Annotated in this window: 12 protein-coding genes and 1 tRNA gene; 6 read left to right on the top strand and 7 right to left on the bottom strand. The window is 66.1% G+C overall.

The window, feature by feature from the left end; all coding sequences use genetic code 11:
- Positions 1-311 precede the first annotated feature (311 nt).
- A complete protein-coding gene (locus V7082_RS08685; RefSeq protein WP_334147703.1) occupies positions 312-1,304 on the top strand; it encodes a FecR family protein in 993 nt (330 codons plus the stop codon).
- A gap of 15 nt (positions 1,305-1,319) precedes the next feature.
- Here V7082_RS08685 and V7082_RS08680 read toward each other — a convergent pair whose 3' ends face one another.
- The 4 genes from V7082_RS08680 to V7082_RS08665 all read right to left on the bottom strand — a co-directional run bounded on the left by V7082_RS08680 (position 1,320) and on the right by V7082_RS08665 (position 8,192).
- Positions 1,320-3,518: a CHASE2 domain-containing protein gene (locus V7082_RS08680; protein WP_334147702.1), complete on the bottom strand. Its 2,199-nt coding sequence runs from the start codon at positions 3,516-3,518 to the stop codon at positions 1,320-1,322.
- A 505-nt stretch (positions 3,519-4,023) separates the two neighbouring features.
- Positions 4,024-4,785 carry a hypothetical protein gene (locus V7082_RS08675; RefSeq protein WP_334147700.1) on the bottom strand — a complete coding sequence of 254 codons (762 nt, stop codon included), beginning with the start codon at positions 4,783-4,785 and terminating at the stop codon, positions 4,024-4,026.
- A gap of 96 nt (positions 4,786-4,881) precedes the next feature.
- Entirely contained in the window at positions 4,882-6,255 is a 1,374-nt protein-coding gene (rimO, locus tag V7082_RS08670) for a 30S ribosomal protein S12 methylthiotransferase RimO (protein WP_334147698.1), read from the bottom strand.
- A gap of 131 nt (positions 6,256-6,386) precedes the next feature.
- Positions 6,387-8,192 (bottom strand): PHA/PHB synthase family protein, encoded by a 1,806-nt coding sequence (locus V7082_RS08665; protein ID WP_334147696.1) that lies wholly within the window; start codon positions 8,190-8,192, stop codon positions 6,387-6,389.
- Positions 8,193-8,474: 282 nt separating this feature from the next.
- On the opposite strand from V7082_RS08665, the gene V7082_RS08660 reads away from it, so the two are divergent.
- The 3 genes from V7082_RS08660 to glpX are packed head-to-tail and all read left to right on the top strand — an operon-like array spanning position 8,475 to position 12,083.
- On the top strand, positions 8,475-9,701 hold the full coding sequence (locus V7082_RS08660; protein WP_442909770.1) for an LL-diaminopimelate aminotransferase: 1,227 nt from the start codon (positions 8,475-8,477) through the stop codon (positions 9,699-9,701).
- 27 nt (positions 9,702-9,728) lie between these two features.
- On the top strand, positions 9,729-11,063 hold the full coding sequence (locus V7082_RS08655; protein WP_334147694.1) for a homoserine dehydrogenase: 1,335 nt from the start codon (positions 9,729-9,731) through the stop codon (positions 11,061-11,063).
- An 18-nt stretch (positions 11,064-11,081) separates the two neighbouring features.
- The gene (glpX, locus tag V7082_RS08650) at positions 11,082-12,083 is read left to right on the top strand and encodes a class II fructose-bisphosphatase (protein WP_334147692.1); all 1,002 of its coding nucleotides are present in this window, start codon (positions 11,082-11,084) and stop codon (positions 12,081-12,083) included.
- A gap of 450 nt (positions 12,084-12,533) precedes the next feature.
- Here the strand turns inward: glpX and V7082_RS08645 are convergent, their stop codons facing one another.
- Positions 12,534-12,662: a hypothetical protein gene (locus tag V7082_RS08645; RefSeq protein WP_334147691.1), complete on the bottom strand. Its 129-nt coding sequence runs from the start codon at positions 12,660-12,662 to the stop codon at positions 12,534-12,536.
- 155 nt (positions 12,663-12,817) lie between these two features.
- Between V7082_RS08645 and recJ the strand changes: the two genes are divergently transcribed.
- Positions 12,818-14,671, top strand: a complete 1,854-nt coding sequence (gene recJ / locus V7082_RS08640; RefSeq protein ID WP_334147690.1) for a single-stranded-DNA-specific exonuclease RecJ — start codon at positions 12,818-12,820, stop codon at positions 14,669-14,671.
- Positions 14,672-14,794: 123 nt separating this feature from the next.
- Positions 14,795-14,869: transfer RNA gene (locus V7082_RS08635), tRNA-Glu, on the top strand.
- Between the two features lie 75 nt (positions 14,870-14,944).
- On the opposite strand, the gene V7082_RS08630 is transcribed toward V7082_RS08635, so the two are convergent.
- Positions 14,945-18,094, bottom strand: a complete 3,150-nt coding sequence (locus V7082_RS08630) for an efflux RND transporter permease subunit (protein WP_334147688.1) — start codon at positions 18,092-18,094, stop codon at positions 14,945-14,947.
- On the bottom strand, positions 18,091-19,194 hold the full coding sequence (locus V7082_RS08625) for an efflux RND transporter periplasmic adaptor subunit (RefSeq protein ID WP_334147685.1): 1,104 nt from the start codon (positions 19,192-19,194) through the stop codon (positions 18,091-18,093). The genes V7082_RS08630 and V7082_RS08625 overlap by 4 nt, the downstream gene beginning before the upstream one ends.
- Between the last annotated feature and the right edge of the window lie 208 nt (positions 19,195-19,402).

The following is a 19,402-nucleotide window of genomic DNA, read 5'->3' as shown; positions in this document are numbered from 1 at the left end:
AAGCTTGAATCACGATTTGCTCGATCGCGGAATCCTAATTGAGTACGGAGCCTAGGTCATGACCTAGCCGAGCCCTGTTCCATGGGGAACAGATCCCTGTTCCCGTCCGTGCTGTCCTCACATCGGCTCCGTGCGCGCCGGCCCCGGTCGCCGCCGGCGCGACGCGCCCCTAATGGACAACCGCCTGATCGTTCATGGCTAGGGGCGCGATCCGTGGTCTGCTATATTCAGCAGGCTCGGGCCCGTTCGCGTCATGCCGCACCGGTCGGGCCCGGCGTTGCCGGGAACCCGCAAAGGAAGGATGGCTCGTCATGGTATCGCCTTCGGTATTCCCCGCCTCGATATGGCCCATGGTCCTTGCGGGCTCCTGTCTCGTCCTGCTCTCGGCCTCGGCCGTCCGGGCGGCGCCCCAGGAGCCCATCGGCTCCGCGCTCGTCGTGGTCAACCTGGTCACGGCCGAGTTCAATCGCGACACGCGCACGCTGCAGGACGGCGACAGGGTGCATCAGGACGAGACCATCGAGGTCGGCAGCGACGCCTCGAGCGAGCTCAAGCTCGATGACGAAACGAAGCTGGCGCTCGGGCCGGGGTCGCATCTCAAGCTCGACAAGTTCGTCTATGATCCAGCCAAAACCAACGGCTCGATCGTTCTCGACCTCGTCAAGGGCACCTTCCGCTTCGTGACGGGGGTGGCGGCGAAGCCCACCTACGTCATCAAGACGCCGTCCGCCGCGATCACGGTGCGCGGCACGATCTTCGACGTGTTCATTCAGGAGAACGGGCCGTCGTGGCTGCTTCTCATCGAGGGCGCGATCCGGGTCTGCAACGTGCGCGGCACCCAATGTCGCGATCACACGGAGCCCGGCAAGCTCATCCGCATCACCAATGACGGAAGCGTGGGATCTCCGGTCAAATGGGCGTCGCTGCCGGACAAGAGCACGGCATCCTTCGACGACGCGTTCCCGTTCGTCGTCAAGGCGCCGAGCATCGATCCGACGCCGATCCTGACGCGCGAGGTGATCGTGCTCGGCAAGCTGCCGGACGACGACAAGCCGAAAGAGGTCGACAAGCCCAAGCGGCGGACCGAGACGACCAAGCCTGCCAAACCGACCAAGAAGGCGCAGGGGACCAAACCCAAGAAGACGCGGACCGCCAAGACGCGCAGCTCGGACGATGATGCGGTGGCGCGCGGTGTCGGCACCGCGATCGGGATCGGGATTGGCATCGGGATCGGCAAGATCGGCAGCGGCGGTGGCGGCAAGCACCGCGGCGGCGGAACGAGCACCGGCCGGCAGAAGTACTAGAACGCCGGATCGGGCCTAGTCGCGCGGGCGGTCCGTCTCCCCGATGAGGCTCGGCTCGGACGTGAACAGGCCGTCGAGCGGCAGTGTCGTGAGCGCACGCGCGAGCGTGCGGCAGGTGTCCTGCTCGGTTGAGACGGCCGCTGCGTCGCCTATGGCGAGGGCGGCGCGCAGCGATGCATAGTGCCCGGACAGTTGCGCAAAGAGCGGGGAAGCGGCCGTAGTCTCGTTGCCCAAGAGCGCGAACAGCCGTTCCAGCCGCTCCTTGCCGCGCAGGCGGGCCGCGGTGTCGATCTCGAGGAAGGCGAAGGCAGGAGCCTCGCGGACCGTCCGCTCTCCGGCGACGATCGGGACGCCGTAGATCTTGGTCGTTCCCTCGATGCGGGAGGCGACGTTGACCGCATCGCCGAGCACGGAATAGTCGAAGCGCTGCGGCGAGCCGACATTGCCGACGCAGCAGGGGCCGGTGTTGAGGCCGATGCCGATCCGGACTGGCCGGTGCGGCGCGCCGGCGGCGGCTTTCGCTGCCGCGTCCTCGCGGTTCAGCCGATCCATCTCGGCCTGCATGGCAAGCGCCGCGCGGCAGGCGTTCGACGCGTGCGCGGGGTCGGGGATCGGAGCGTTCCAGAACGCCATGACGGCGTCACCCATGAACTTGTCGATGGTGCCGCGGTGGCCGAGGATGGTCTCGGAGAGGGGCGTGAAGATCCGGTTGACGAAGCGGATCAGGGTCTCGGCGTCCATGCCCTCGGAGAGGCCCGAAAAGCCGCGCACGTCGGCGAACAGCAGCGTCACGTCGCGCGTCTCGCCGCCGAGCTTCAGGCGTGATGGGTCGGCGGCCAGCTCCTCGACCAGGGGGGCTGCGAGATAGTGGCCGAAGGCGCGCTTGATGCGGATGCGGTCGGTTTCCGTCCGGACGAAGGAGAGGAGCGAGCCCGAGAGGTAGACGGCGAGCACGGCAAGCGATGGATAGACCGGGTCGAACAGCAGACCCGCGTTCGCGAAGGCGAGCCAGGATCCGGCCGCCACCGCCACGATGGCGGCGATGCCGATGGCAGCGGCGACAAGGGGGCCCGCGCGGCGGATCAGGCCGGCAACGAGCGCGCCGACGGCGGCGAGGAACAGCACCTCGGCGCCGGTTGCGAATGCAGGGCGGACGAGATGCGCGCCGGACAGCATCTGCTCGATCGCCTGCGCGTGCACCTCGACTCCGGGCACGGATGCCGCGAGGGGCGTTGCCCTGAGGTCGAGGAGGCCCGTCGCGCTGGCGCCGATCAGGATGTGCCGGCCCGCGAAATCCTTCGGCTCGAACGCGCCGTCGAGAATCCGGTAGGCGGAGATGGAGCGGCGCGGGTCATGGGGTGCGAAGTTGAGCCAGAGCTGGCCGTCGCTTGCGGTCGGCAGCACCGTCTCGCCGACGCGGACCGTCTCGATGCCGGTCTCGCGGCCGAAGGCCCGCACACCGCTGCCGCCCGAGGCGCGAACGAAGGCGGTTGTTTCACCCATGCCGGTGCGCAAGGCTTCGAGCGAGAGTGTCGGGACGAGCGTGTCCTCGACCGCGACAAGCAGCGGCACCTGGCGCACGATCTGATCGGCGGCGGGGAGCCAGTTCACCGCGCCGTTGCCTGCGGACGCGCCGGCGAGCACGGGGAGCGGCTCGATGGCGCCCCGGAAATGCGGCACGAACAGACGCGGGTCGTCGCCGGCGATGGCGAAGCGCGCCTTGGGCGGGCTCGGCTCGCGTCTGCCCGATGCGTCTCCGGCGAGGCCCAGCACCACCGGCAGCCGGGCCATGGCGCGGGCGAGGAGCGTGTCGTTCGACGGGAGCGCGGAGAGCTCCGCCACGATGGGCGCGAGCTCGCTGCGGATCCGGGCCTCGCGGGCGAGCGCCTCGGGCGACAGGCGGTCCGGCTCGGCGAGGATGAGGTCGATGGCGACCGTCCTCGCACCGGACTCTGCGAGGCGCTCGACGATGCGCGCGAGCTCCGAACGCGGCCAGGGCCATTGCCCGACCTTCTCGAGGGAGGCTTCGTCGATGTCGACGATGCGGACTGGGAAAGCCGGGTCCGCCTCCCGCGGCTTCAGGTTCAGGTAGGTATCGAAGATGGAGAGGCGCAGGCGCGCGACCGGGCTCGGGTCGAGGATGCGCAGCGCCACCGCCAGCGCGAGAACGGCGGCGGTGACGATCAGGTAGAGGGAGGGGCGTCGGAGAGTCATTGCCCACCGGCTCATGTGTGGAAGCTCGTGTGATGATCGAGAAATTCGCCATATCGAGCGGACTGCTCCCAAGCGAATTTGTCGATCTGAATCACACTAGCAAGTCCATGATCCTAGTGTCCCTTATGATTCCGAAGTTCGCTATGGGACCTGGCCGCAAACTCAAACGAACTTCGGAATCGGGACACTCGACGAAGTCCGCCATTGGGGGCCAACGTCGCGTCTTTTCTTCGACGTATCTGGATGCCGGCCTCCGCCGGCATGACGGCGAAATTGACGGCCAGCCTCTAAACTGACGTCATCCCGGCGTCATGGCGAAGCCATGCTCCGCATGGACGGGCGAAGCCATGCTCCGCATGGACGGGCAAAGCCATGCTCCGCATGGACGTCCGGGATCTATGCCAATCTGCCGAGCGTGCAACGTCAGAAAGGTGCTCATTGCTCTCGACTCCGAGGGCGGCCACCAATGAGCGGCATTCAACCCCGGATGTCGGCGGTGTGCGCCTCAAATCACGACGGTGGCTTTCTGGCCCATGGCGGCCTGGATGGCCTTGAGGGGCCGGGCGGCCTTCCAGACGTTCTCGATGCGGAACTGCTCATGACCGCCGCCGAAGATCGAGAGCTTCACGTCGACGTCGCTCGTGCCGAGGCCGAGGAAGCCGAGCGCTAGGACTTTGTGGGCGATCAGGTCGTCGCTGTAGCGGGTGAGGCGGACGTGGAGCACCGACCAGCTTTCGGGCGCGCGGCCGAGCACGCTGCCGAAGAGCTGCACCTTCTCCACCTGCGTGCCGCGCACGCGCCAGTAGCTCAGCCGGTCGACGATGAAGACGATCACGAACCAGACCAGAAACAGGACGGTCGAGAGCAGCAGGTAGAACGCCAGGTTCATGTGCATCAGCAGCGAGGGCGGAGAGGTCCACAGGCCCGGCGTGGTCATGACGAAATACGTGGCTGCCGCCGCGCCGCCGAGGAGCAGGAGGAGGAGCAGGGCGTTGATGCCGCGGGCCCGCACGGAGGTGGCGACGATGACGAGCAGAAGGAGCAGCGTGAAGGAGAGGCCGACCCAGGGGCTCGGGTGGACGAAGAGCGGCTTGGCAGCCTCGCCGATGGTGAGCTTGTCGCCCTGGACGTAGGTGAGGGCCGCACAGAAGAAGCCGTAGGCCCAGATGACCCACCAATAGATGATGGGCGAATGGGCGTAGATGCGGATTTCCTGGTTGGCCGACGCCGAGGGCGCGGCTCCCGTTGCCTGATCCGGCGAAACCATTGCGAGCTGCTCCCCTGGTCTTTCAGGCGGACTGTCGCACCGGCTTCCGCGGACTGTCAATGCGAGCCGCGGCGGGGAAGCAACGAACGGTGCGCCTCAGGGATTCCCTGCCACGCTTGCCCGGAGGTCGTAGTCGTCGGTGGCCTCGACACGCGCCTTCACGATGTCGCCGGGCTTCAGGGACCGCGCGCCGTCGAGGACCACGCTGCCGTCGATCTCGGGCGCGTCCCACTTCGAGCGGCCGACGGCGCCGTCCTCGCCCACCTCGTCGACGATGACGTCGATGGTCGTGCCGATGCGTGCGGCCAGGATCTCGCGTGAGACCTCCTGCTGCACGGCCATGAAGCGGTGCCAGCGCTCCTCCTTGACGGCCTCGGGCACGGCGCCTGCCAGCTCGTTCGCCCTGGCGCCGGCCACGGCCTCGTATTTGAAGCAGCCGACGCGGTTGAGCTTCGTCTCGCGCAGCCAGTCGAGCAGGAGCGCGAAGTCCGCCTCGGTCTCGCCCGGGAAGCCGACGATGAACGTCGAGCGGATGGCGAGATCGGGGCAGGTCCTGCGCCAGCTCGCGATGCGCTCGGCCGTCCTCTCCTGATGCGCGGGTCGGCGCATCGCCTTCAGAACCGCAGGCGAAGCGTGCTGGAAGGGGATGTCGAGGTAGGGAAGGATCCTCCCCTCGGCCATCAGCGGGATCACGCCGTCGACGTGCGGGTACGGGTAGACGTAGTGCAGGCGCGTCCAGACGCCGAGCGCGCCGAGTGCGCGCGTGAGGTCGAGGAAGCGCGCCTTCAGCGGCACCCCCTTCCAGGGGCTTTCGGTATATCCGATATCGAGGCCGTAGGCGCTGGTGTCCTGGCTGATGACGAGCAGCTCCTTGACGCCCGCTTTGACGAGGCGCTCGGCCTCGGCCATCACTTGGTTTGCGGGACGGCTCGCAAGGTCTCCGCGCAGGTGCGGAATGATGCAGAAGCTGCAGCGGTTGTTGCAGCCCTCCGAGATCTTCAGATAGGCGTAGTGGCGCGGCGTGAGGCGCAGGCCCTCCGGCGGCACGAGGTCGAGGTAGGGGTCGTGCAGCGGCGGCACCGCATCGTGCACGGCGGTGACGACCTGCTCGTACTGGTGCGGACCGGTGACGGCGAGCACGCCCGGGTGCGTCTCGCGGATGCGATCTTCCTCGACGCCCATGCATCCGGTGACGATGACGCGGCCGTTCTCGGCCAGCGCCTCGCCGATGGCATCGAGGCTTTCCTGCTTGGCGCTGTCGAGGAAGCCGCAGGTATTCACGACCACGACGTCGGCGCCGGCGTAGTCGGGGGCGATCCGGTAGCCTTCGGCGCGCAGCTTGGTGATGATGCGCTCGCTGTCGACCAGCGCCTTCGGGCAGCCGAGCGAGACGAAGCCGACCTTCGGCGCCGGCTTCGGCGTGGGCGCTGTCGGGGATGCGGACGGGCTTGCCGTGGCTTTGGCAGTCATGGGCTCGATATTATTTTCCGCTCTTCCGGCCTTCTCCGGCAGCCCTGAATAAGAGCCTGAGTGGTCAAGCACGGGCGCCGGGCGTCGCGCAGGACCGGACAGGCTTATTCAATGGGCCCCGGACAGGGCGCCTACGACTTGGTCCTGACGTAGCTGCCGGGTGCATCCTCGATGACGCCGAGCGTCTCGCCCGGCTCGCGCGGACTGGTCCACTCACCCGAATACGCGGAGAGCCATTCCACCCAGTACGGCCACCAGGAGCCCGGGTGCTCCTTGGCCATGCCCATCCACTCGTCGAGGGTGTCGGCGGCCGCTCTGCTGGCAGTCCAATACTGATATTTCATCTTGTCCGGCGGATTGACGACGCCAGCGATGTGTCCCGACCCCGCCAGCACGAACTCGATCGGGCCGCCCAGCAGCTTCGATCCGATGAAGACCGACTTCGCCGGCGCGATATGGTCCTCCTTCGTCGCCAGCTCGAACACCGGCAGCTTGACCTTCTTGAGGTCCAGCTTGACGCCGGCGAGCGTCATCTCGCCCTTGGCGAGCTTGTTCTCGTTGTAGAACTCTTTGAGATAGAAGCCGTGATTGACCGCGGGCATCCGTGTCGAATCCTGGTTCCAGAAGAGCAGGTCGAACGGGAACGGCTTCTTGCCGAGCATGTAGTTGTTGACGATGTACGGCCAGATGAGGTCGCGCGGGCGCATCATGTTGAACACGTTCGCCATGCGCGAGCCGTCGAGATAGCCGCGCTCGGCCATCATCTCCTTGAGCGAGTCGAGCTGACTGTCGGTCGTGAACAGGAGCAGGTCGCCCGCCTTCGAGAAATCGAGCTGGGTGGTGAGGAAGGTGATGGAACGGAACGGCTCGTCGCCGCGCGCGGCGAGATAGGCGAGCGTGGCGCCGAGCAGCGTGCCGCCCACGCAGTAGCCGACGGCGTTGCATTTCTCGACGCCGGTCTCGCGCCGGACGGCGTCGGCAGCCGTCAGGATGCCTTCGAGCATGTAGTCCTCGAAGGACTTGTGCGACAGGCGCTCGTCGGGGTTCACCCAGGAGACGATGAACACCGTGAAGCCCTGATCGACGGCGTACTTTATGAAGCTCTTCGGCGGCGTCAGATCGAGAATGTAGTACTTGTTGATCCAGGGCGGGACGACGAGCAGGGGGACCTCGCGGACCTTATCCGTCGAGGGCGTGTACTGGATGAGCTGGAAGACCTCGTTCTCGAAGATGACCTTGCCCGGTGTCGTCGCGAGGTTCCTGCCGACCTCGAACGCTTCCGTGTCGGTCTGGCTGATCTTCAGGAGGTCTCCCGACTTCTCCATGTCATGCACGAGATGGCTCATGCCCTGCACGAGGTTCCGGGCGTTGGTCGCGAAGGTTTCGCGGACGACCTCGGGGTTGGTGAGCGGGAAGTTGGACGGCGAGAGCGCGCTCGAAAACTGGCGCAGATAGAACTCGGCCTTCTGGCGCGCCGGCTCGTCGAGACCCTCGGTCTGTTTCAGCACGTCCTCGGCCCAGTGCGTGGTCACGAGATACGCCTGCTTCCAGAAATCGAAGTAGAGGTTCGACGACCACTCGGGGTCCTTGAACCGGTTGTCCGACGGCTCGGGCTCGATGACCGGCTCGACCTCCTCTCCGAGCATGCGTCGGATCGACGTGTTCCAGAGATCGACATAGGAGCTGACGAGCGTGCCCTGCGCCTCGGCGAGCTTGGCCGGCTCGGCAAACCAGAGGCGGGCGATGTCGGCCATCGTGCCGGCGGCCTGGCTGACCTCGCTCGCGGTGGAATACGGGCTGATCTTGGCGTCCGGGCGCTCCAGCAGCCCGGAGAGGACGCGTCCGCCTTCCTCAAAGAAGCGGAGGAGGTTCTGGGCGAACTCCTCGGGATTCTCGATGCGGTAGGGGGTGACGGGGGGGCGGGATTGATCGTTCATGGCTCGAAGATAGGCCCTTCGCGTGATAACGCCTAGTAGGAGGATAGGAGAAAGCGGCTCCGACGGCGGGACTGTGCACAGAAGCCCACGGACGGCCCGGGAGCACCCCTGGACGCGCCCGCGTCGCATAGCGTAAACATGAGGGGGCAAAGGGCCCGGTTTTGCTGCCGAATTCCGAACGAGGCCGTTGTGAGCGGCTCCGTTCCGGGCCTTTTTCCCGACTGGGCGCTACCCCGCACGCATGCGCCATGCAGGCCGCATCATACTAATAAAGAGACGATCGTGATCGACGATTTTCACCGCATCAAGCGCTTGCCGCCTTATGTGTTTGCCGAGGTTAACCGTCTCAAGGCGGCCGCGCGGGCGAAGGGCGCCGACATCATCGACCTCGGCATGGGCAACCCCGACCTGCCGACGCCACAGCACATCGTCGACAAGCTGGTCGAGACGGTCTCGAAGCCGCGGACGCACCGCTACTCGGCCTCGAAGGGCATCCCGGGGCTCCGCCGCGCGCAGGCGGCGTATTACGCGCGCCGGTTCGGCGTGAAGCTCGACCCCGAGACGCAGGTCGTGGCGACGCTCGGCTCCAAGGAGGGCTTTGCGAACATGGCGCAAGCGATCACGGCGCCCGGCGACGTGATCCTGGTGCCCAATCCGACCTATCCCATCCATGAGTTCGGCTTCCTGATCTCCGGGGCGGCCATGGGGCACGTCAAAGCCGGAAACGGCGAGGATTTCCTGAGTGGCGTGGCCCATGCGGTGCGCCATTCGATTCCGAAGCCGATCGCGATGGTGCTGTCCTATCCCTCGAATCCGACGGCGATGACCGCCGATCTCGACTTCTACAAAGAAGCGGTGGCGCTGGCGAAGAAGCTCGATCTCATCATTCTGTCGGATCTCGCCTATTCGGAGATCTATTTCGACGACAACCCGCCGCCGTCGGTGCTCGAGGTGCCGGGCGCCATCGACATCACGGTCGAGTTCACCTCGCTCTCCAAGACCTACAACATGCCGGGCTGGCGCATGGGCTTTGCTGTCGGCAACGAGCAGCTGATCGGGGCGCTCGCCCGGGTCAAGTCGTACCTCGACTACGGCGCGTTCACGCCGATCCAGGTGGCGGCCGCCGCGGCGCTCAACGGCCCGCAGGACTGCGTCGAGGAGATCCGCAGGACCTATAAGAGCCGGCGCGACTGCCTGGTCGAGAGCTTCGGGCGGGCAGGTTTCCCCGTGCCGGCGCCGCCGGCCACCATGTTCGCCTGGTGCCCGATCCCCGAGCCGTTTCGTGCGCTCGGCTCCGTGGAATTCTCTAAGCTCTTGATCGAAAAAGCGGATGTTGCCGTCTCGCCGGGGCTCGGGTTCGGCGAGTACGGCGAGGGTTTCGTGCGCATCGCGCTGGTCGAGAACGAGCATCGCATCCGGCAGGCGGCCCGCTCCATCAAGAAGTTCCTGGCCCAGTCTCCGGAAACGATGCATAACGTCATCCCCATCCCGCAGAAAGCCAGCCGATAGGCCCGCTCCAGCTCAAATTTGTCAGCCATGTCAGAGCCTTTGACCCTCGGCGTCGCCGGACTCGGCACCGTCGGCATGGGTCTCATTCAACTGCTGTCGGCGCATGCGTCGCGCCTCGAGAAGATGCTCGGCCGCCCGGTGCGCGTGACCGGCGTTTCGGCGCGCAACCGCGACAAGGCGCGCGGTGAGGGGTTCGGGGCGGCGCGCTGGTTCGACGATCCGGTGGCGCTGGCCAAGGATCCCTCCAATCAGGTGTTCGTCGAGCTGATGGGCGGGGAGGACGGGCCTGCCAAGGCCGCCATCGAGGCCGCGCTCGCGGCCGGCAAGCATGTGGTGACCGCCAACAAGGCGCTGCTCGCCAAGCACGGCGTCGCGCTGGCGCGGCTTGCCGAGGAGAACGGGGTCGCGCTCAATTTCGAGGCCGCCGTGGCAGGCGGCATCCCGATCATCAAGATGTTGCGCGAGGCGCTCGCCGCCAACGGCGTCAAGCGCGTCTACGGCATCCTGAACGGCACCTGCAATTTCATTCTCACCAAGATGACGGACGAGAACCGCGCCTTCGGCGAGGCGCTCAAGGAGGCGCAGGAGCTGGGCTACGCGGAGGCCGACCCGTCGTTCGACATCGGCGGGTTCGATGCGGCGCATAAGCTCTCGCTGCTCGTCTGCCTCGCCTTCGGCACGACGATCGCGTTCGACCAGATCCACGTCGAGGGCATCGAGACGATCACGAAGGCGGATATCGAGGCGGCGACGGAGCTCGGCTACTGCATCAAGCTGCTCGGGGTTGCGACCGAGACGGACAAGGGCATCGAGGCGCGCGTCACCCCGGTGCTGGTGGCCGAGGAATCGGCGCTGGCCGAGGTGTCGGGCGTGACCAACTGCGTCGGCATCGACGGCGATTTCGCCGGCAACCTGCTGCTGGTCGGCCCCGGCGCGGGCGCCAAGCCCACCGCCTCTGCGGTTGCGAGCGATATCGTCGACATCGCGCGCGGGCTCGTCATGCCGCCGTTCATCCACTCGACCAAGGTGCTCGAGCCGGCACGCGGCATGGATCTCAAGTCTCGGCTCGGCAACTATTACGTGCGCCTCTCCGTCTACGACCGGCCCGGCGCCATGGCGGCCATCACGCGCCGCATGAGCGACGAGAACGTCTCGCTCGAAAGCATCGTGCAGAAGCGGCGTGGGCCGGTGCATCCCGGCCAGGCCGCAGAGCCGCCGCCCGGCACGGGCGAACGGGCGGTCAATGTGATACTCATCACGCACGACACCACCGAGGACGCGATGCGCAACGCGCTCTGGGCCATCGAGGCCGATGGTCATGTTGCGGAGCGTCCGCAGATGATCCGCATCGAGGACCTTTAGGAAAAGGGCGAGGACGCCATGGCGAAGGATAATGGCGAGACCGGGCTGGACCGGATGCTGGTGCTCGAGGTCGCGCGCGTCACGGAGGCGGCGGCGCTCGCGGCGGCGCGCTTCTGCGGCCGGGGCAACGAGAAGGCGGCCGACAAGGCGGCCGTCGATGCCATGCGCTACGAGCTCTCGCGCGTCTCCCTGCGCGGCACGGTCGTCATCGGCGAGGGCGAGATGGACGAGGCGCCGATGCTCTACATCGGCGAGGAGGTCGGCAACGGCACCGGCCCGGAGGTTGACATCGCCGTCGATCCGCTGGAGGGGACGACCATCTGTGCCAAGCGGATGCCGAACGCGCTCGCGGTGCTCGCCATCTCGGAGCGCGGCGGGCTTCTGCACGCTCCCGACATGTACATGAACAAGATCGCCGTGGGACCCGGCTATCCCGAGGGCGTCATCGATCTCGACGCGCCGGTGGCCGATAATCTCGCGGCGCTGGCGAAGGCCAAGGGCGTGCCCGTCAGCGCCATCACGGCGTGCGTGCTCGACCGCGCGCGCCATGCGGAGATCATCCGCGCGGTGCGCGAGGCGGGAGCCGGCGTGCAGCTCATCCCCGACGGCGACATCGCGGGCGTCATCTGGACCACCGACCCCGAGGAGACGGGGATCGACATCTACCTCGGCTCGGGTGGGGCGCCGGAAGGCGTGCTGGCGGCCGCCGCGTTGCGCTGTATCGGCGGGCAGATCCAGGGGCGGCTCATGCCCTCCAACGACGAGGAGGCCGCGCGGGCGCGGAAGATGGGCATCGCCGACATCCGGAAGAAATTCACGCTCGAGGACATGGCCTCGTCCGACGTCATCTTCGCGGCCACGGGCGTTACGAGCGGATCGCTGCTCGAAGGCGTGAAATTCCGCGGCGAGACGGCGGAGACCGAGACGCTTATCATGCGCTCGAAGACCGGCACCGTGCGGCGGATCAAGAGCCGTTTCCGCGACGTCGGCAAGCACCTGCTCGCCGAGACCCGCGACTAGAGTCGTTCCGACTTAGGTGGAAACATGGTCATGCGAGCAATTGGCGTGTCTGGATCCCGGCCGTCCATGCGGAGCATGGCTCCGCCATGATGCCGGGATGACGTCATTTGTATGCAGGCGGGCTACGCAAACTCAACGTCACTCCGGCGAAGGCCGGAGCCCAGACGGGCTTGCGCATGTCGAACCGCTGTTTCCATCTGAAACGAAAACTCTCTAGAGACTGTTCGCCTCTGATAGACTCAGAGGCGAGACTCTATGTTTTTGGTTTGACGCGTTTTCTTAACGCGAAGTGGTGTCCACTTCGCTTGAAAACACTTTAGGGCCAGCGCCGGCGTTCCATCCGCGTCGTCGCGCGATTTCGGCTACGCATTCCGTCACGGCCGCGCAGACGGCCGTCTCGGCCAGCTTCCGTGCTTCCGACGCACGTGTATCGAAGCTGGTGTCTTTCCGCTACTTCGCTTCCAGCTTGAAACCCGGCACGTCGATGCGCACCTGGGTCCGCTGGCTGTCGTAATAGAGATAGCCGAGAACGGCGACGGCGATCAGCAGCAGCAGGATGAGCAGGTTCTTGGGGTCCATTGGCGCCTCTTTCTGTGTCTGCTCCGCACCCCTGCCACAGGTACCGTGTGTCGACAAGCCTCTGCAACTTGTGGACAAGCGGCTGCGGGAGTCGCTCCTGCCGCCATCTCCTGAAACGCTTACCGTTTAGCGAATCAGGCGGGGGCAACGCGGACATGACGGCACTCAGGAAGGTGCGCGCTCCGGCGTCAATATCGGACGACGGGGCGTTTCTCGGCGTGATGCGCTCCGCGAAGGGCTACCGCTGGTGCGAGATGCTGCAGCCGGGCCGCCTCAACGAGGCCATCGCCATCAGCCAGCAGCATGGGCTGCCCGAGCTCCTGGGGCGCGTGCTGGCCGCCCGAGGGATCGGGCTCGATCAGGTCCCCGTCTTTCTCGATCCGACGCTCAGGGCGTTGATGCCGGACCCGTCGACGCTCACGGGCATGGACACGGCCGCGCGGCGGCTCGCGGATGCCGTCGAGCGGCGCGAGCGCACGGCAATCTTCGGCGACTACGACGTGGACGGGGCCTGCTCGTCCGCGCTCCTTGCGCGCTTCCTCGCCCATCACGGCGTGCCGAGCCGGATCTATATCCCGGATCGGCTGACGGAGGGATACGGCCCGAACGCGGCGGCCATCGACCAGCTCGTGGCCGAAGGCGCGAAGCTGCTCGTCACGGTCGACTGCGGCACGACGAGCATCGACGTGCTCGGGAGTGTGCGCAGGCGTGGAGTGGACGTGGTGGTCGTCGATCACCACCAGGCTGACGAGGTGCTGCCGGACGTGCATGCGCTCGTCAATCCCAACCGCCTCGACGACATCTCGGGGCAGGGGTATCTCTGCGCGGCGGGCGTGACGTTCCTCGTGCTGGTCGCGACCGCGCGCGAACTGCGCCGGCGCGGCTTCTACGGAGCCGGCGTGTCCGAGCCGCAGTTGATCGGCGATCTCGATCTCGTGGCGCTCGCCACCGTTGCGGACGTGGTTCCGCTCAAGGGCCTCAACCGCGCCTACGTGACGAAAGGGCTGCAGGTCATGCGCGGGCGGGAGAACGTCGGCCTGCGGGCGCTGCAGGATGCGGCCGGCCTCGCCGAGCCGGCGAATGCCTATCATCTGGGCTTCATTCTGGGCCCGCGCATCAACGCGGGCGGGCGCATCGGGGACGCGGCGCTGGGAGCGAAGCTGCTCTCGACCGAGGACGAGGGCGAGGCGGTGCGCATCGCCGTGCTGCTCGATCGCCTCAACAAGGAGCGCAAGGAGATCGAGCAGGCGGCGCTCGAGGAGGCCGTGGCCATCGCCGACCGGACGCTCGGCGAGGCGCCGGATACGAGCGTGCTCATGGTCGGCTCGCCCGACTGGCACCGCGGCGTGGTCGGCCTCATCGCGAGCCGCCTCACAGAGCGGTTCAAGCGGCCGTCGTGCGTCATTTCGTGGGACCGGGAGGCCGCGGGCGGCGTCCTGGCCGGCACGGCGTCGCTGCGGTCGGTCGCCGGCATCGATATCGGTGCCGCCGTGCGCCAGGCGGTGGCGGCCGGGCACCTCATCAAAGGGGGCGGGCACGCCATGGCCGCGGGGCTGACCGTCGACAAGGCGCGGCTCGATGACCTCGCGCGCTTTTTTTCCGCGACGCTGGCGGATGCGGCGGCGCGGCTTGCGGCGCGGGCCACGCTCGCCATCGACGGGGCGCTCACGCCGTCGGCGGTGAACGACGGGCTCATCGACCTCCTGGAACGCGCCGGCCCCTACGGCCAGGGCAACCCGCAGCCGCGGTTCGCGTTTCCGGCGCATCGCGTGAAGTTCGCCAAGCCGGTCGGTGCGTCGCACATCCGCTGCGTGCTGGAGGCGGGTGACGGCTCGCGGCTCGATGCGGTTGCCTTCCGGGCGGTGGGGCAGCCGCTCGGCGACATGCTCATGGGCGCGTCCTCGGGGCTGCCGCTGCATGTGGCGGGGCAGATCCGGCGCGACACCTGGGGCGGGCGCAACAGGATCGAGCTCCAGATCGAGGACGCGGCCGATCCGCGCAGCCCCTGAGGCCTTGGGCGGGCACAGCAAAAATGGCGCGCCCCGGCGCGGCCTTGAGACCCGTCCGCTTGCGTCCCGGGGCAAACCTTCTTATACGTCGCTGCCGCTCCGGACGTCTCCGACGCCGGGCCAGGTCCCTTCGTCTATCGGTTAGGACGTCAGATTTTCAATCTGAAAAGACGGGTTCGACTCCCGTAGGGACCGCCATGATATGGCTGGGGAATCTCGTTTTTCTTTCCCATTTTCCGCGTCATCCAGCGCGTGAGGTCCATCGCGCGACCGTCATCCCGGCTGAGGTGCCTCGATCTTCGAAGCGCCTTTTTTCGCGCTCCGCCATTCTTCAAATTTCTGAACCACGACGAACAGCGAGGGAACGAACAGAACGGCAAGGCATGTGGACGCGAGCATGCCGGAGAAAACCGTGATGCCGATGGATTTGCGGGCCGAAGCCCCTGCGCCTTCCGCGAGCACGAGCGGTAGAACGCCAAGCGCAAACGTGAACGATGTCATCAGGATCGGACGAAACCGGGCGCGTGCCGCCTCGACGGCGGCATCGATGACGGGCTTTCCTGCCTTCCGCAAGTCGCGGGCGACTTCGACGATCAGAATGGCGTTCTTGGCGGAGAGCGCGATCAGGAGCACGAGACCGATCTGCGCGTACAGATTGATCTCGATGCGCAGGAGCAGGAAGACCAGAACAGGTCCAACCAGCGAGAGAGGCACGGCGAAGAGGACCGTCATCGGCGCGAACCAGCTCTCGTACTGGCCTGCGAGCACGAGATACACGAGCAGCATCGCCAGCGCGAAGACGAAGTAGATTTGGCCGCCGACCAGCATTTCCTGATAGGACAGCGCCGTCCAGGACGAGCCGACCCCCCTCGGCAGCGTGTGCGTCGTGATCTCATCCATGAGCGCGATCGCATCGCCGGATGAGAATCCCTTCGCCGGCACGCCGACGACCGCTGCGGACGGGTAAAGATTGTAGAGGCTGATCAAGGATGGTCCGAGGCTCGGCTCAATGGTGAGAACCGTTCCGAGCGGAATCATGTCGCCGTTCTGATTACGAACTCTGAGGGCAAGGACATCTTCCGGGTTCATGCGAAAGCTCGCATCGCCCTGGACGTAGATCTGGAGCACGCGCCCGAATTTATTGAACTGGCTCACGTAGCTCGAGCCCATGTACGCGGCCATCGTCGAGAATACCTGATCGGTCGTCAGGAGGAGGGCTTGCACCTTCTCCCGATCGATCGTGACCTTGTACTGCGGTGCGCTGGCCCGGAAGGATGTCGAAATGCGCTGAATGCCCGATTGCGTGCTGGCGGCGGCGACAACGGCGTTGGTCGCGCTTCCGAGCTTCGCAAGATCAAAGCTGCCGTCGCGCAGCTCGATCTGAAGCGTGAAGCCGCCCGCATTGCCGATGCCCTGGATGGGCGGTGGCGGCAGAACAAGAATGTTGCCGTCGCTCAGGTTGGTCAGCTTGTCGTTCAGCGTCTTGTAGAGAGAGGCGAGGTCTTGCCCCTTGCCGCGCACGCTCCAGTCCTTGAGCATGATGTAGGCGACGCCGCCGTTTGCAAGCGAGGCGCTGTTGTCGAGCACCGAAATGCCCGCGATCGTTATGACCCGCTCGACACCTTCAACCGTGCTGACGATCTGCTGCACCTGCTGCAGGGCCTTCTGCGTGCGGTCGAGGCTTGCGCCATCCGGAAGCTGCACGGCAGCCAGCAAATAGCCTTGGTCTTCGATCGGCAGGAAGCCGGTCGGCGCGCGCGACATTCCATAGATCGCCGCGCCGACAATCGCGGCCGCAATGAGGGCCATCACGCCGCTGCGCCGGACCATGGACCCGATGAGCCGCCCGTAGCCGCGCTCGGCGCGGTCGTAGACCGCATTGAAGCCCCGATAGAGGAAATTGCGTTTCTCGGGCGGAACCGGTCGTCGCAGCCAGAGTGCGCATTGCGTGGGTTTCAGCGTCGCGGCGTTGATGGCGCTGATGAGGGCGGTGGCGGCAATCACGAGGGCGAACTGGGCGTACATCTGGCCTGTCAGGCCGGGCAGGAACGAAGCCGGTAGAAATACCGCCATCAGAACCAGCGTAATGCCGATGATCGGCCCCATCAGCTCGTTCATGGCCCCGATCGCCGCGTCATGGCCCGTCAGACCGTTCTCGATCTTGTGCGCGGCGCCCTCGACGACGACGATGGCGTCGTCGACGACGATGCCGATGGCCAGCACAATGGCGAAGAGCGTCGACAGGTTGATCGAGAAGCCGAGGGCAGCCATTGCTGCGAAGGCGCCGATAATCGTCACCGGCACGGTGGTTGCCGGAACCAGTGTCGCGCGCCAGTCCTGCAGGAACACGAGAATGACGATCAGGACCAGAACCGCGGCCTCGAACAGCGTTCTATACACTTCCGATATCGCGGCCTGCACGAACAGGGTCGTATCGAAGGGAATGGAATAGGCCATCCCCTGCGGGAACTCCCGCGACAGGGTCCGGATCTTGTCGGCGACGCGCTGCGCCACGTCGAGAGCGTTGGCCCCGGGCGTCTGGAAGATGGCAAGCCCTGCCGCCTGCTTGCCGTCGAGATTGAAAACCTGACTGTAAGTCTGCGCACCCAACTCGACCCGTCCCACGTCACGCAGGCGCGTGAGATCACCGTTGGCGCCGGTTTTGACGACGACGTTCGCGAACTGGGCAGGCTCGTCGAACCGGCTCACCACATCGATCGTGTATTGAAACGATTGGGTCGACGGCACGGGAGGCATCCCAAGCTGGCCCGCCGTCACCTGCTCGCTCTGCTGTTGCAGCGCCTGTATGACGTCCTGCGCGTTGAGATTGCGCGCTTGCATGCGCTCGGGGTCGAGCCAGACCCGCATCGAATACTGACCGGCGCCGAAGACGTTGACGTTGCCCACGCCCGGCAGGCGCGCGAGCTCGTCCTTCAGTTTGATCGTGCCGTAGTTGCTGAGATAAAGGCTGTCGAGACTGTCGTCCGGCGAGGTGAGCGTGATGATTTGCAGGATGGCCGTCGACTTCTTCTGAACCACCACGCCCTGCGCCTGCACGGATTGCGGCAGCGACGCCATGGCCGACGACACGCGGTTCTGCACGAGAACCTGCGCCGCGTTGAGATCCGTGCCGATCGCGAAGGTGACGGTGAGGGCGTAGGTGCCGTCCGACGTCGCGAAGGACTGCATGTAGAGCATGCCCTCGACACCGTTCACCTGCTGTTCGATCGGCAACGCAACGGTGTCGATGACCGTGCGCGCGCTCGCGCCGGGATAGCGGGCGGTCACCTGCACCGTCGGCGGAACGACGTTGGGGTATTGCGCAACGGGCAGGCGGAACACGGCCACCGCACCGATGACGACCATCAGAATCGCAATCACGTTCGCAAGGACGGGGCGCTCGATGAAGAATTTCGAGATCATGGCGGCGCGCCTTGCTTGGCGCCGGATATTTCCCGCATTACCGGCTCGATCTTCTGTCCCGCCACCGCGCTCATCAAGCCGGTCAGCAGGACGCGGTCGGTGATCTCCAGGCCCTTTGTGATGACACGCAGGTCTCCCACCTTTTGCCCGAGCTCGACCTTCCGCTGAGCGACGACGTCGTCGGCGCCGGCAACGAGCACGTAGCGCCCGCCCTGGTCGCTGCCGATGATGTGATCCGGTACGAGAAGCGCATCAGGCTGGCTCTCGAGGGGCACGCGCACACGCACGAAATAGCCAGGCAAAAGCTGGCGCTTGGCATTCTCCAGGATGCCGCGAACCAGCAATGTGCCCGTTGTCGAGGTGACGCCGGGCGTCGCATAGTCGAGCGTTCCGCGATGCGGAAATCCCGTCTCCGTCTGCAGGCCGACCTCGACGGGAATTTTCTTCAGGTCCTCAGCGGTGACGCCGCGCGCCTGGAAGTTGGCGCGAATGCGCTGCACCTCGGTTTCGCTGACCGAAAAATTGACGTAGATCGGGTTGAGCTGCACGATCGTGGCCAGCGTCGTCGCCGAGCCGGCCCCGACGTACTGGCCGAGAGAGACCTCTCGCGCCGTGACGATCCCGTCGAATGGCGCCTTTATTTCCGTGTAGTCGAGGTTGAGCCGGGCCTGCTCGACGTCCACATCCGCCTGCTTCTGCTTCGCGACTGCGGATTCCTTGGAGGCGGTGGCTTGATCGAGGGTTGCCTGGCTCGTGATCTTCTGCGCCGCGAGCTCCGACTGGCGCGCGTAGTCCGCCTCCGCCTGCTTCGTCGACGCCACGGCGCTCGCCTGTCCCGCCTGGGCCTGCTCGAACGCGAGCTGGTAGGGCTTCTGCTCTATGACGAACAAGACCGTGCCGGCTTTGACCGCGTCGCCGTCCTTGTAGTTGATCGCCTGAAGGAAGCCGGGCACGCGGGCAACGAGCGTGGTGGAGTTAACAGCGGCCGTGCTGCCGGTAGCCAGCAGGTACTGCTCGACGGTCTGCTTCAGCGGAAAGGCGAGGTCGACCTTCGGCGGAGGCGGGGGCACATACGTGTTGCTTTGACCGCAGCCCCCCATGGCCAACGTTGCGGCCAGGAGGATGGCCCTGCCGGGCCTTTTGCGGACAGCGATGTTTGGAGCGTGAGCGGCGAAATGTGCGAACCTGGCAACCGACGGCAACGACAGATCGCATTCCATGGCAAACCGCAGCTCGTGATCACGTCAAGCGACCCGAGCGTAGGCTATTCACGATGCTCCGTACAGGTCCGGGACGGTATTGCCTGCC

The organism is Hyphomicrobium sp. (genome assembly GCF_036833075.1).
Classification (GTDB): domain Bacteria; phylum Pseudomonadota; class Alphaproteobacteria; order Rhizobiales; family Hyphomicrobiaceae; genus Hyphomicrobium_C.
The sequence above is the reverse complement of the archived record's forward strand: the minus strand, read 5'-3'. Positions and strand labels throughout refer to the sequence as shown.

Excerpts from the sequence above, each read along its gene's own strand:
- V7082_RS08685 (WP_334147703.1), top strand. The coding sequence starts at position 312 with ATGGTATCGCCTTCGGTATTCCCCGCCTCGATATGGCCCATGGTCCTT.
- V7082_RS08680 (WP_334147702.1), bottom strand. The coding sequence starts at position 3,518 with ATGACTCTCCGACGCCCCTCCCTCTACCTGATCGTCACCGCCGCCGTT.
- V7082_RS08675 (WP_334147700.1), bottom strand. The coding sequence starts at position 4,785 with ATGGTTTCGCCGGATCAGGCAACGGGAGCCGCGCCCTCGGCGTCGGCC.
- rimO (WP_334147698.1), bottom strand. The coding sequence starts at position 6,255 with ATGACTGCCAAAGCCACGGCAAGCCCGTCCGCATCCCCGACAGCGCCC.
- V7082_RS08665 (WP_334147696.1), bottom strand. The coding sequence starts at position 8,192 with ATGAACGATCAATCCCGCCCCCCCGTCACCCCCTACCGCATCGAGAAT.
- V7082_RS08655 (WP_334147694.1), top strand. The coding sequence starts at position 9,729 with ATGTCAGAGCCTTTGACCCTCGGCGTCGCCGGACTCGGCACCGTCGGC.
- glpX (WP_334147692.1), top strand. The coding sequence starts at position 11,082 with ATGGCGAAGGATAATGGCGAGACCGGGCTGGACCGGATGCTGGTGCTC.
- V7082_RS08645 (WP_334147691.1), bottom strand. The coding sequence starts at position 12,662 with ATGGACCCCAAGAACCTGCTCATCCTGCTGCTGCTGATCGCCGTCGCC.
- recJ (WP_334147690.1), top strand. The coding sequence starts at position 12,818 with ATGACGGCACTCAGGAAGGTGCGCGCTCCGGCGTCAATATCGGACGAC.
- V7082_RS08630 (WP_334147688.1), bottom strand. The coding sequence starts at position 18,094 with ATGATCTCGAAATTCTTCATCGAGCGCCCCGTCCTTGCGAACGTGATT.
- V7082_RS08625 (WP_334147685.1), bottom strand. The coding sequence starts at position 19,194 with ATGGGGGGCTGCGGTCAAAGCAACACGTATGTGCCCCCGCCTCCGCCG.